The organism is Streptomyces sp. NPDC045968 (assembly GCF_056430475.1).
The window spans coordinates 556,538-569,377 of the sequence record NZ_JBWKLF010000002.1; the positions used below are offsets into that span (position 1 = coordinate 556,538).

11 protein-coding genes are annotated in these 12,840 nt (G+C 70.8%); all 11 read right to left on the reverse strand.

Annotation, left to right across the window (positions count from 1 at the left end):
- Positions 1-3 precede the first annotated feature (3 nt).
- Complete coding sequence (locus AC07FA_RS08120) at positions 4-177, reverse strand: DUF6126 family protein (protein WP_479073918.1); 174 nt, start codon at positions 175-177, stop codon at positions 4-6.
- Between the two features lie 26 nt (positions 178-203).
- Positions 204-812, reverse strand: coding sequence for a helix-turn-helix domain-containing protein (locus AC07FA_RS08125; RefSeq protein WP_479073919.1), 609 nt, complete (start codon positions 810-812; stop codon positions 204-206).
- Between the two features lie 65 nt (positions 813-877).
- The gene (locus tag AC07FA_RS08130) at positions 878-2,275 is read right to left on the reverse strand and encodes an aspartate aminotransferase family protein (RefSeq protein WP_479073920.1); all 1,398 of its coding nucleotides are present in this window, start codon (positions 2,273-2,275) and stop codon (positions 878-880) included.
- A complete protein-coding gene (gene dxs / locus AC07FA_RS08135) occupies positions 2,272-4,182 on the reverse strand; it encodes a 1-deoxy-D-xylulose-5-phosphate synthase (RefSeq protein WP_479073921.1) in 1,911 nt (636 codons plus the stop codon). Before dxs ends, AC07FA_RS08130 begins: the two co-directional genes overlap by 4 nt.
- Positions 4,183-4,227: 45 nt before the next feature.
- Positions 4,228-5,247, reverse strand: a complete 1,020-nt coding sequence (hpnH, locus tag AC07FA_RS08140) for an adenosyl-hopene transferase HpnH (protein ID WP_479073922.1) — start codon at positions 5,245-5,247, stop codon at positions 4,228-4,230.
- A gap of 6 nt (positions 5,248-5,253) precedes the next feature.
- The gene (locus AC07FA_RS08145) at positions 5,254-5,907 is read right to left on the reverse strand and encodes a phosphorylase family protein (protein ID WP_479073923.1); all 654 of its coding nucleotides are present in this window, start codon (positions 5,905-5,907) and stop codon (positions 5,254-5,256) included.
- The gene (gene shc, locus AC07FA_RS08150; protein WP_479073924.1) at positions 5,907-7,907 is read right to left on the reverse strand and encodes a squalene--hopene cyclase; all 2,001 of its coding nucleotides are present in this window, start codon (positions 7,905-7,907) and stop codon (positions 5,907-5,909) included. The genes AC07FA_RS08145 and shc overlap by 1 nt, the downstream gene beginning before the upstream one ends.
- 107 nt (positions 7,908-8,014) lie before the next feature.
- Complete coding sequence (locus AC07FA_RS08155; RefSeq protein WP_479073925.1) at positions 8,015-9,118, reverse strand: polyprenyl synthetase family protein; 1,104 nt, start codon at positions 9,116-9,118, stop codon at positions 8,015-8,017.
- Positions 9,115-10,503 carry a hydroxysqualene dehydroxylase HpnE gene (gene hpnE / locus AC07FA_RS08160; protein WP_479073927.1) on the reverse strand — a complete coding sequence of 463 codons (1,389 nt, stop codon included), beginning with the start codon at positions 10,501-10,503 and terminating at the stop codon, positions 9,115-9,117. The genes AC07FA_RS08155 and hpnE overlap by 4 nt, the downstream gene beginning before the upstream one ends.
- A 139-nt stretch (positions 10,504-10,642) precedes the next feature.
- Positions 10,643-11,563 carry a presqualene diphosphate synthase HpnD gene (gene hpnD / locus AC07FA_RS08165; protein ID WP_479073928.1) on the reverse strand — a complete coding sequence of 307 codons (921 nt, stop codon included), beginning with the start codon at positions 11,561-11,563 and terminating at the stop codon, positions 10,643-10,645.
- 29 nt (positions 11,564-11,592) lie between these two features.
- Positions 11,593-12,513 carry a squalene synthase HpnC gene (gene hpnC, locus AC07FA_RS08170; protein WP_479073930.1) on the reverse strand — a complete coding sequence of 307 codons (921 nt, stop codon included), beginning with the start codon at positions 12,511-12,513 and terminating at the stop codon, positions 11,593-11,595.
- Positions 12,514-12,840 lie beyond the last annotated feature (327 nt).

Below are 12,840 nucleotides of genomic sequence, written 5' to 3' on the forward strand. Positions count from 1 at the left end.
GCCTCAGCCCTTGCCCGCCACCTCGAACAGCAGGTAGAGGAAGGCCGCGAAGACGTGTCCAGCGACCAGGTAGGCGACCAGCCTGATCACGACACCACGCGGGAACTTCCGCTCCTGTGTTTCGTAGTTCTTCCGGGACCGCGGGCTGAGTGGATCGTAGTGCTCTGAATCGGACATGACAGTCCTTCCTTCGGTGTCAGGGGTCAGCGGCGGTGGAGTCCGCTGCCCAGACAGAGTTCGGCCGCCGGGCTCTGCAGCAGTGTGTGGACGAAGAGGAGCTCCGCGCCGCCGCCGTCGGCGGCGGCGATCCGGTGCGGGGTGAGCGAGTCGAAGTGCGCGCTGTCCCCGGGTCCGAGGTCGTGCACGGTCTCACCGAGGACGACCCTCAGCCGCCCCTCCAGCACGTACAGCCACTCCTCGCCGGGGTGGACGCGCACCAGGTCGCCCTGTGCGCCGTACGGCACCCGGACGCGGAGCGCCTGCATGGCCCGGCCGGAAGCGCCGGCCTGCCGGTACATCCAGCCGTCGGCCTCGGCGCCCGTGAACGGGCCGCCCCGGACGATCGCGTCACGTTGGGCCGGCGCCTCCCCCAGAAGCTCGGAAACCGTCGTACCGTAGACGCGGGCCAGACCCAGCAGCATGGGCAGCGAGGGCTGTCGGCGGCCGGTTTCCAGCCGCGAGAGATGGGCGGGTGAGAGTCCCGCCCGCTGGGCGGCGGTCTCCAGGGTGAGGCCTCGGCCATGGCGCAGGTCACGCAGGCGCGGAGCGACCCCGGGCAGTTCGTCGGCCGCCCCTTCGTCAGGAGGATTCATGACTCCATTGGGCCAGGATCCTTCCTCTGAGGCAAACTTTTTGCCTCAGAGGCACATCCTGCGGATCAGCGGTTGCCGACCGCCTGTTTCACCAGGGTTCTGCCGAAGTCCCACATCAGCCCGCCCCCGCCGTGCGCGTCGTCCATCACCGCGGTGAAGGCGCTCACGAACCGGTCCACCTCCGGCTCACCGATGACCAGCGGGGGAATCAGCTTGATCACCTCCAGATGATCCCCGGACACCTGCGTGAGGATCCGGTGCTTCTGCAGCAGCGGCACCACGACCATCTGCGCGAAGAGGCCTTTGCGGGCCGCCTGGAGCATGGTCCAGCGGCTGCGGAGCTTCAGTGAGGACGGCCGGCCGAATTCGATGCCGATCATCAGGCCGCGGCCGCGCACCTCGTGCAGCAGCTCGTAGCGGTCGACGAGCGCGGCCAGCCGCTCACGCAGCAGATCGCCCGTACGGCGGGCGTTCGCCACCGTCTCCTCGTCCTCCATCACCGCGAGTACGGCGAGACCCGCCGCCATGGCCTGCGCGTTGGAACCGAAGCTCGCCGAGTGGACGAGGACCCGGTCCATGGACGAGTAGACACGTTTGAAGATCCAGTCCTTGCCGAGCGTCGCCCCGACCGGCACATAGCCGCCGGAGAGCGCCTTGGCGACACAGACCAGGTCGGGCTCGACACCGTCCTCGTGCTGGTACGCGTAGAAGTCGCCGGTCCTGCCGAGGCCCGTCTGCACCTCGTCCACGATGAGCAGCGCCTTGTGCCGGTGCAGCAGCTCCTGAGCGGCGCGCAGGAAGCCGGGCGGCGCGGCGTGCACTCCCTTGCCCTGGATTGGCTCGACGACGAGCGCCGCGACGTCGCCGCGCTTCAGCTCGCGCCGCAGGGCGTCCAGGTCACCGAGCTCGATCGCGGTGTCCGGCAGGAGGGGGGCGAACCCGTCGCGGAAGCCGGCCTCCCCGTTGACCGAGAGGGAGCCGGTCGTCAGCCCGTGGAAGGCGTGCGCGCAGTACAGAATCCTGGGCTTCCCGGTGGCGTACCGGGCGAACTTCAGTGCCGTCTCGACGGCCTCCGTACCGCTGTTGCCAAAGAACACCCGGTCCAGATGCGGACTGTGGGTGAGCAGCCTCTCGGCCAGCAGTCCGGGGAGCGGCTGGCAGTCGAACCGGGTGAGGTCGGCCAGCGAGGCGTCGAGGACGTCGTGCAGCGCCTTGCGTACGACAGGGTGGTGCCGGCCGAGTCCCATCACCCCGAATCCGGCGAGCATGTCGAGGTAGTCGTTGCCTTCCGCGTCCCAGAAGTAGGCGCCCTCGGCCCGTTCGTAGACCTTGTCGAAGCCGATCGTGCGGAGCATGCGCGGCAGCTGGTGGTTGAGGTGTCTGGTGTGCAGCTCGTAACGCTCTCCCCCGCGTTCGGCGAGGAGCCGCGTCAGATCGAAGCCCTTGGGCCTGTCGTCCTTCATGCCCCGCCCTCCTTCAGCAGCGGCTGCTGCGCCTTCGCGCGCCCGGCCGCGAGGGCGGCGCCGATCCGGCCGGCGATCTCCACCGGCGTGAGTCCGATGTCGGCGAGCACCTCGCTCCGTTTGGCGTGGGCGAGGAACTCCTCGGGAATGCCGAACGTCCGCAGCGGTACGTCGACTCCGGCGTCGCGCATCGCCTGTCCCACCGCCCAACCGACGCCTCCGCTACGGCTGTTGTCCTCGACGACGGCGACCAGCCGGTGGCCGGCGGCGAGCGGGGCCAGCTGCTCGTCGACCGGCTTCACCCAGCGCGGGTCGACGACCGTGCAGCGGATACCGGCGCCGGCGAGCAGGTCGGCGGCCTGGAGGCAGACCTGTGCCAGCGCGCCGACCGACACCAGAAGCACGTCGGGATCGTCGGCGCGGTGCAGGAGGTCCATGGCGCCGATCCGTCCGACGCCCGGAACCGGCTCCCCCACCGACTCCTTGGGGAAGCGGAGCACGGTCGGGGCGTCGTCCACGTCGACGGCCTCGCGCAGTTGCGCGCGGAGCTGGTCCGCGTCGCGCGGGGCGGCGATCCGCAGTCCGGGGACGACCTGGAGCACCGACATGTCCCACATGCCGTTGTGGGAGGGCCCGTCGGACCCGGTGACTCCGGCCCGGTCGAGGACGAAGGTCACCCCGCACCGGTGCAGGGCGACATCCATCAGCAACTGGTCGAAGGCCCGGTTGAGGAAGGTCGCGTAGACCGCGACGACGGGGTGGAGACCGCCGGTGGCCAGACCCGCCGCCGAGACGGCCGCGTGCTGCTCGGCGATGCCCACGTCCCAGATCCGGCCGGGGAACGCCTCGGCGAACCTGGTGAGTCCCACGGGGTGCAGCATGGCCGCGGTGATGGCGACGACGTCGGGCCGCTCTGCCCCGATCGCGGCGATCTCGTCGCCGAAGACGGAGGTCCAGGAAGGGCCGGCGGGGAGCACGAGGGGTTCGCAGGTGAGGGGGTCCATCACGCCGACGGTGTGGAACCGGTCGGCGTCGTCACAGAGCGCGGGCGGGTAGCCACGCCCCTTCTCGGTGATGCAGTGCACGAGCACCGGCCCGTGGTAGCGCTTGGCACGGCTCAGCGCGGCCTCGACGGCGGCGGTGTCGTGACCGTCGACCGGCCCGACGTACTTGAGGCCCAGGTCCTCGAACATGCCCTGCGGGGCGAAGGTGTCCTTGAACCCCTTCTTGGCGCCGTGCAGCGATCCGTAGAGCGGCTGCCCGATGACGGGGGTCTGCTGGAGCACGTCCTTGCCCCACGACAGGAAGCGCTCGTAGCCGTCGGTCGTACGGAGGGTGGCGAGATGGTCGGCGACGCCACCGATGGTCGGGGCGTACGAGCGCTCGTTGTCGTTCACCACGATGATCAGCGGACGGTCCTCGGCGGCCGCGATGTTGTTCAGCGCCTCCCAGGCCATCCCGCCCGTGAGCGCACCGTCCCCGATGACCGCGACGACGTGATGGGGGCGGCCCAGCACCTCGTTGGCCTTGGCGAGGCCGTCGGCCCAGCCGAGCACGGTGGAGGCGTGGGAGTTCTCGATGACGTCGTGCTCGGACTCCTCACGGGACGGGTAGCCGGAGAGACCGCCCTTTCCGCGCAGTTTGGAGAAGTCCTGACGCCCGGTGAGGAGCTTGTGCACGTAACTCTGGTGCCCGGTGTCCCACAGGATGCGGTCGACGGGCGAGTCGAAGACCCGGTGCAGGGCGATGGAGAGCTCCACCACCCCGAGGTTGGGCCCGAGGTGACCACCGGTCCTGGACACCGCGCGGACCAGGTACTTTCTGATGTCACCGGCGAGTTCGTCGAGTTCCGGTCCGCTCAGTGCCTTGAGATCCTGCGGCCCCTTGATGGATTCCAGAAGCGTCACGCTCGGGCCCCTCTCTGGTCCGGTTTCAGCTCACGGTCATGGACGTCACCTGTTCCCGCCGATGGTCTCCCGTGCGGCGCGCAGGGACTCCTTCAGCGAACCCATGGTGGCGAGGACGGCGGTCGGCTCGTAGCCGCAGTGCGCCATGCAGTTGGCACAGCGCGGGTCCTTGCCCCGTCCGTACTTGTCCCAGTCGGTGTCGTCCACGAGCTCGCGGTACGTCGGTACGTACCCGTCGCTCATCAGATAGCAGGGCCGCTGCCAGCCGAAGAGCGAGTAGTTGGGGATCGCCCACGCCGTGCACGGAAAATCGGCCTTGCCCTCCAGGAAGTCCAGGAAGAGCGGTGAGTGGTTGAGGCGCCAGCGGGCCCGGTTGCCGCCCGCGAAGGCCTTCTTGAACAGCTCACGGGTCTGCTCGACACCGAGGAAGTGCTCCTGGTCGGGGGCCTTCTCGTAGGCGTAGGCGGGCGAGATCATCATCTCGTCGACCTTGAGGTCGTCATTGAGGTAGTTGAGGACCTCGATGATGGTCTGCGGAGTGTCGGTGTTGAAGAAGGTGGAGTTGGTGGTGACCCGGAAGCCCCGGCGCTTGGCTTCCTTCATCGCCGCCACCGCCTCGTCGAAGACGCCTTCCTTGGCAACGGACTCGTCGTGCCGCTCACGCAGCCCGTCGATGTGCACGGCAAAGGCGAAGTAGGGCGAGGGGGTGAACTTGTCGAGCTTCTTGCGCATCAGCATCGCGTTGGTGCAGAGAAAGACGTATTTCTTCTTGGCCACCAACTGCCGTACGATCTCGTCGATCTGAGGGTGCATCAGCGGTTCGCCGCCGGCGATGGACACCATCGGGGCACCTGATTCGAGCACCGCCCCGACGGCCTGGGCCACGGGCATGCGCTGCTTGAGCACGCCTGCCGGATGCTGGATCTTTCCGCAGCCCTCGCACGCCAGATTGCAGGCGAACAGGGGCTCCAGCTCGACGATCAGCGGGAATTTCTCCCGCTTGCGGAGCTTTTGTTCGATGAGATACGTCGCAACCTTGATGGACTGACGGAGCGGCATGGCCATCTGGGCTCACCTCCTGGGGAGCAGCAAAGATCGGTGCCATTCATGGAAAGCCGGCAGGACAGCACGGAGAACACGGAAAGCTGATATTCCACCGCGAACCGTGCCAATACGGACGAGCTCGTGCTCTGGAGCGTCCACGACCACCCGTACGGCCGCAACCGCGCGCGGCCCGTCGCGCAGTGCGGTACGCAGCGTGGCGGCGGACTCCATGTCCACCGCGATGGCTCCGGTGCCCCTGAGCCGGGCCCTCTCGGGTCCGCGTACGACATGGTCGGATCCGGTCAGCGGACCGGTGTGGACGGTGCGGCCCGGCACCGCCCTGGCCAGGGCGTCGACGAGGACGTCCGTGCCGGTGCAGGCCGACCGGCCACGGGCGTCCCGGGTCTCCTCGGCCACCACGAGGTCCCCGGGGTGCATGCCGGGCGCGAGGCCCGCGCAGAAGCCGGAGGCGATGACCGCGGCGCCGGCCGCCCGCTCCAGGCCCAGCGCGCGCCCGACGGCCGCCTCGGCCGCCCTCGGCCCCACCCCCGTCCTGATGACGGTCACCGGGCCCGGGGCCCCGCCGCTCCTGCCGCTGCGCAGCGCGAGGTGCTCGATGGAGAGCGCGCAGGCGATCAGGAGCGGGCTCGCGGGGCCGGGCGGCCCCTGCGCATGGCCCATCAGGCCCCCTTACGGAGGGGGGCGCGGTCGGCGAACGGATCGCCGTACACATACCGGCCGAGCGCGGTGAGCGGGAAGACCTGCCGGTAGAGGTGGTAGTTGATGGAGAAGTCCCAGGGGAACCCGGTCCCGGTGAAGTACGGCTCGTCCCAGGAGCCGTCCGCCTGCTGGGCCCCGGCCAGCCAGGTCACCCCCCGCTCCACGGCCCTGCCGTCACGCTCCCCCGCGGCCAGGAGTGCGAGGAGTGCCCACGCCGTCTGGGACGCGGTCGAGGAGCCGTGCCCGATCCACTTCTCCTCCTGGTAGGAGCGCAGGTCCTCGCCCCAGCCGCCGTCGTCGTTCTGTACGGACTCCAGCCAGCTCACGGCACGGCGGACGGAAGGATGATGGGCGGGGAGTCCGGCGGCGATCAGCGCGGGCACCACGGACCCTGTCCCGTAGATGTAGTTGACGCCCCAGCGCCCGAACCAGGCCCCGCTCGGCTCCTGTTCGGCGAGCAGCCACTCGATTCCCCTTCGGGTACGGGGGTCGTGGGACCTGCCTTCGACGGCCAGCATCTCCACCACATGGCCGGTGACGTCGGCGGACGGCGGGTCGATGACCTCGCCGAAGTCGCAGAACGGCAGCCGGTTGGGGAACGGGCTGGTGTTGTCCGCGTCGAAGGCCCCCCAGGCCCCGTTGCGCGACTGCATGCCCAGATTCCAGCGCACGCCCCGCTCGATGGCCGCTTCGATGCGGGCGGGGTCGGGATGGCGGACCCGGCGCAGCGCGAGGACCACCTCGGCGGTGTCGTCGATATCGGGATAGTTGTCGTTGTGGAACTCGAACGCCCAGCCACCCGGGGCCAGTTCGGGCTTGCGCACCGACCAGTCACCGGGCCGGACGATCTCCTCGCCGAGCATCCAGTCGGCGGCCTTCACCAGGGCCGGGTGGTCGGGGCGGAGCCCGGCGTCGGCGAGCGCGATCGTCGCGAGACAGGTGTCCCAGACCGGGGACTGGCACGCTTCGATCATGCGGGCGCCGTCCTCGCGCCAGACGGCGAACCGGTCGAGCGAGGCGAGTCCGGCCCGCATGACCGGGTGGTCGAGGTCGTAGCCGAGCAGATGCAGGGCGATCACGGAGTACACGGCGGGCGGCTGGATTCCGCCCCAGCAGCCGTCGTTCTCCTGGCGCTCGATGATCCACCGGGCCGCCGCGTTCATGGCGATGCGCCGCAGCCTGCGCGGTGCGACCTTGTGATACAGGTGCATCGCCTTGTCGAGCCGCTGGAAGATGCCGTCCCAACTCACGGTCGGCGCCAGGGGCTTGGGAGGGTTCGGGCAGGCCGGGTCGGTGTGCAGCTCGTCCAGGGCGAAGGGGGCGGGCCGGACCGGGCGCTTGGCCGAGACGATGGTGAGCGGAACGATGGTCTGGCGGGCCCAGCAGCCGAAGTCATAGATATTGAGCGGAACCCAGGTGGGGAAGAACATCAACTCGGGTGGCAGCTCCGGCAGATCGTCCCACTTCCACCAGCCGAAGAGCGCGAGCCAGATCCGGGTGAAGACGCGCGCCCCGGCGATGCCGCCCTGTTCCCGCACCCAGCCGGCCGCGCGGGCCATGTGCGGGTCCTGCGGCCGGTCTCCGGCCAGCCGCAGTGCCACGTACGCCTCGATGGTGGCGGAGAGGTCGCCGGGCCCCTCGTAGAAGGTGGCCCAGGTGCCGTCGCCCAGCTGCTCACCCCGGATGAAGCGCGCGGTGGCCTCGACCGTGGCCGCGTCCTGGATCCCGAGGAACTGCCGCAGCAGCAGGTCCTCGGCGTCCATGGTGACGTTGGTGGCGAGGTCGCCCTTCCACCAGCCCTGCTCGTCCTGCCTGCCGAGGAGGTGCTCCACCGAGCGCTCCGCGGCCTGCCGCGCGGCGGCGAGAACGCCGTCCGCGGCGATGGTTGTCTCGGTCGGTTCGCTGGCCGAGGCTGCGCGGAGGTTCGCGGCTCCGGTGCTTCCGTCGGTCGTCGCTGTCATGGCTTCCCCTTCGTGCAGTTGGTCCTCTGCTGTGCTGGGGTCTCCGTCGGCCGGCGCCCTGTCAGGGCGCCGGCCGGCGACTGCGAGTCATATGGAGCGGATAGTCATCATCTCTTTCGTACGACTACGAAGTCGGCGAGCGCGGTGAGCTGCGCCCGCACCTGTTCAGGCATGTCGACACCGTGCAGCGCCTCGATGGCGACCGCGTGCTGCCGACGGGCTTCCTGAGCGGTCCACTCGCGGCCGCCCGCCTCCTCGATGAGTGCCGCGCGGGCGGCGAACTCCTCTTCGGAGAAGCTGTCGAAGTCGCTGCTCTTCGCGTCGGCGGCGAGCAGCTCACCGAGGCGCTCCGAGGCCGGTCCGCCCGCGGCGAGCGCGGCGACGACCGGCAGGGACTTCTTGCGCTGGCGCAGATCGCTCCAGGTCTGCTTGCCGGTGGCCTCCGGGTCGCCCCAGATGCCGAGCAGGTCGTCGACGGCCTGGAAGGCGAGGCCGAGGTGGTAGCCGTACGCCTCCAGCGTGTCGGCGGTGCGGTCGTCCGCCCCGCCGAGGACCGCACCGATGGAGACGGCGCAGGCGAGCAGGGCGCCCGTCTTGTTGCCCTCCATCTCCAGGCACTCCTCGACGGTGACCCGCTCGCGGTGCTCGTAGGAGATGTCCTGGGCCTGGCCGTCGATCAGCTTGCGGGTCGCGGTGGTCAGCCGGCGGGCCGCCCGGCCCGCCTCGACGGTGCCGAGCTCCAGCAGGATCTCGTTGGCGAGCGCGAACAGCGCGTCGCCGACGAGGATCGCCTGGGCCGGGCCGTGCACCTTCCATACGGTGTCCCGGTGGCGGCGCTGCTCGTCGCCGTCCATCAGGTCGTCGTGCAACAGCGAGAAGTTGTGCACGAGCTCGACGGCCACGGCGCCGGGCAGACCGGTCTCGGCCGGAGCACCCGCCACCTCGGCGGACAGCAGGGCGAGCGCGGGGCGCACGGCCTTGCCGCCGTCACCGTCGGCGGGGCGGCCCTGGGCGTCGATCCAGCCGAAGTGGTAGGCGGCGACGGTGTCCATGGGCGGCGCGAGCCGGCCCACGGCGGCCCGCAGCACCGGCGCTGACATGGCCCGTCCGCGCTCCAGAAGCGCGGTGACGTCCGCGGTGTCTGCCACGGTGTCGATAGCCGGATTCGCCGGGGTCACTGACTCTCCTCTTGTTCCGGTGGTACTGCTCATACCGCCTCCTGGAGCGGATGTTCATGGGGGCGGCCCAGAGCGCCGAGAGCGGCGTCCGCAGCGCTGAAACCGCTGCGCACCGCACCCTCCATCGTCGCGGGCCAGCCGGTCGCGGTCCATGCGCCGGCCAGGTGGAGGCCGGGTGCGCGGGTACGGGTGCCCGGCCGGAGCCGCCCGACGCCGGGTGTGGGGGCGAACGTCGCGGTGCGCTCCCGGGTGACGAAGAAGTCGCGGACGCCCGCCCCGCGGGCGGCCGGAAGAAGCCGCTCCAGCTCGGGCAGATAGCGCCTGCGCAGTTCGGCGACGGGCAGGTCGATCTCGTCCTGGACCGCGGACTGGGACACCGCGAGGTACTGTCCGCCTCCCTGGAGCCCGGAGGATTCGGTGCGGTCGAAGACCCATTGGACCGGCGAGCCGAGAGCGGCGAAGAACGGCCTGCGCAGCACCTTGCGGTCGTAGACGACGTGCACGTTCAGGATGGGCGCGGTGCCGATGTCGAGCAGCCGGTCCGGGTCGTGCAGCGCGCCTTCGGGCAGCAGCTCGTGGGTCTCGCCCTGCGGGACGGCGAGGACGACGGTCTCCGCCTCGATCCGCTCGCTGTCCGTCTCCACGGCCCAGCGGCCGTCCTCGGTGCGGGAGACGGAACCGACCCGGGTGCGCAGCTCCGTCCGTACGCCGGCGGAGTCGAGCGCCTTGCGCGCGAGGGTGTCGTGGAGCTCGCCGAGCGGCACGGCGGCCCAGCCGATGTCGGCCGCGCCGGGCTCGGAGAGGAGCCCTGTCTTGAAGACCATGGCGGCGAGGGCCATCGAGGCGTTCTCGGCGGTGGCGTTGAGCGTGGCCACGCCGACGAGGTCCCACAGGGCCTCGATGGTGCGCGGCGACTGGCCGTGCCGGCCGAGCCAGGTCGCGAAGTCGATGCCGTCGAGTGCCGGGTCCGCCGGGTCGAGACGGCCGAGCGCGAGTGCGGCCCGCCCGACGCTCGCCTTCTCGGCCAGCGAGAGGTGCGGGTAGGCGGCGAGCCCCGCCGCCAGGTGCAGGGGTACGGGGAGGCCGGTGCGGCGCAGCCGGCCGAGGCGCGGTCCCGCGGCGCGTCCGACGTCGAGCACGGGTACGTCGAGGCGGTCCTGCATCGGGGCGAGCCGGGCGCCGTCGATCCGGTCGAGGAACCACCGGTAGCCCGTGCAGCAGCGCAGGTAGACGTGCTGGCCGTTGTCGACGCTGAGCTCTCCGCGGCGGAAGGAGAAGGCCAGTCCGCCGAGCCGGGGCCGTCCTTCGAGCAGGGTCACGTCAACCCCGGCGTCCGCGAGACGCAGGGCCGTCGTGATTCCGGCGAGGCCGCCGCCGACGACCACCGCGCGGGAGGAACGCGGGCTCTCGTCGTTCATGCGTCCCCCTCTCGCCGGTTCTCCGCCACCCAGATCGTCGCAGTCAGGGACGCGTCAGGCCACTGGAGGGTTGCCCCCGGTCCGGTACGGGGGGCGGTTTCCGGGACGCGGCACCACGGGGCGCGGCCGGTGAAGGGCATCAGGCCCGTCCCCTCGTCGTGAGGCGCGATACGTGGCGCGCGTCGAGTCCGGACAGGCCACGCACCGCCACGTACGCCTTCTCGTGTCCCGGCAGCGAGACGCGGCCGCGCAGCACGGCCTCGGGGTCGCGCTCGATCCGGTCCAGCAGGCGGCGGTAGATCCCGGCCATCGCGGCCACGCACGCCCCGCTGCGGCGGTCGAGCATCGGCAGCAGCCGGTACCCCTCGGCGAACAGGGCCCGGGCGCGCCGGACTTCGAAGTGCACCAGGCCCGCGAAGTCGGAGCCGGGCGGCGGGGTGGCCCGGTGGAATCCGCCGGAGCAGCCGAATTTGGCCAGGTCCTCGGCGGGCAGATACGTACGGCCGTTGGCGGCGTCCTCGCGGACGTCGCGCAGGATGTTGGTGAGCTGGAGGGCGAGGCCGAGGGTGTCGGCGTACTCGGCGGCACGGTCGGCGCCGGGTGTGCCCGGTTCCGTACCGAAAACGCCCAGACTGAGCCGCCCGATGGCACCCGCGACACACCGGCAGTACGTCGCGAGGTCGTCCCAGCTCTCGTACGTCGCGCCGCGCACGTCCATCAGCACCCCGTCGATGAGCTCGTCGAGCCCGCCGAGCGGCAGGGGGAAACGCCGGGCGGCGTCGGCGAGCGCGACCGCGACCGGGTCGGTGTCGTCCTCGTCGACCGCACCGCCCCTGATCCGGTCGAGCAGTTCCCGGGTGCTTTCCAGCCGGGTCCGCTTGATCTCCGGGGCCAGCTCACCGTCGCCGATGTCGTCGACCCGACGGGAGAAGGCGTACAGCGCCGACATGGCCTGGCGCTTCTCGTACGGCAGCAGCCTGATGCCGTACGCGAAGTTACGGGCCTGCTGTCCGGTGACGGCCTCGCAGTAACTGTATGCGGCCTGTACCGGTGCCGACATGTACGTCGTCTGTCCCTCCACGGTCCGGCTCACCCCTCTCTACGCGCTCTTCGCAAGACAACTCCCACCTCGCGCAGCAAGCTGGGCGTGGTGGGTTTGGGCGGTCCGGGCAGTACGTCGAACCCGGCGGCCCCGATCGCGGTGAGGGCGGCGCGCCCTCCGGCGACGAATCCGGCGAGCAGCAGCTTGAGTCTGCCGTGGACGCTACCCACCAGTGGGGTGCCTTCATCCAACAGGTCACGGGCGCGTTCGGCCTCGTACGCGACGAGGCTGCGCACCGAGGCGCTCGCGGACGGTGCCGTCAGGTCGGCTTCGCGGACGTGGAAGCGGGCCATGTCGTCGGCCGGCAGGTAGATCCGGTCGCGTCCGAGGTCCTCGCCGACGTCCTGGAGGTGCTCGACGATCTGGAGGGCCGTGCAGACGGCGTCGGAGCGGCGGACGCGTTCGGGGCTGGCGGTGCCGGTGATCTGGAGGACCAGCCGGCCGACGGGGTTGGCGGAGAGCTCGCAGTAGGCGAGGAGCTCGCCGTACGTCCCGTAGCGCCGGACCTTCTGGTCCTGGCGGTTGGCCTCGACGAGTCCGAGGAACGGCTCGGGGGTGAGCGCGCAGCGCCGCACGGTGGGGCGCAGCGCGCGCAGCAGGGGGTGGCGCGGACCGTCCCCGGTGGTGGCGAAGACACGGTGCAGGTCGGCCTCGAAGGCGTCGAGCATGGCGAGCCGGTCGTCGGTCTGCGCCGACTCCAGGCCGAGGTGGCGGGCGTCGGCGCCGCCGGGGGCGAGGTCGCCGTCACCGATGTCGTCGACGAGGCGGGCGAATCCGTAGACGGCCATCAGATCGTCGCGCCAGGCCCGGGGCAGGAAGAACGGGGCCACGGGGAAGTTCTCGTCCGCGGCCTTGCCGAGCGTGCCGGCCGCCGTCGCGTCGGGGCGCGTGTGATGCGTACGGGTCACTGCGTACCGCCCGGCGCGGGGACGGCGAGACCACGTCGGAGCTGGAGATCTTCCGTCATTGCCGTCACATCTCCCGTTCTACACTGCTGACCCAAAACATCCCTTTTCGGACACGCCGCTCGCTCTACCCAGTGCAGGGGAGCAGCAGGGCGGCTTGCCCTGGGCCGTATCGCCCTACTTGCCACGAATCAGCACCGCTACAGCTTACGTTGTACAGCTCACACGCCCCCGGCGGGGTGTGTCGGCGCGTTGCCGCGAAACCGCAATCTCAGCCAACCTTCCCCGGCGCCAGGCGAATTGACGTCATCCGACGGGAGGAGATCGGTT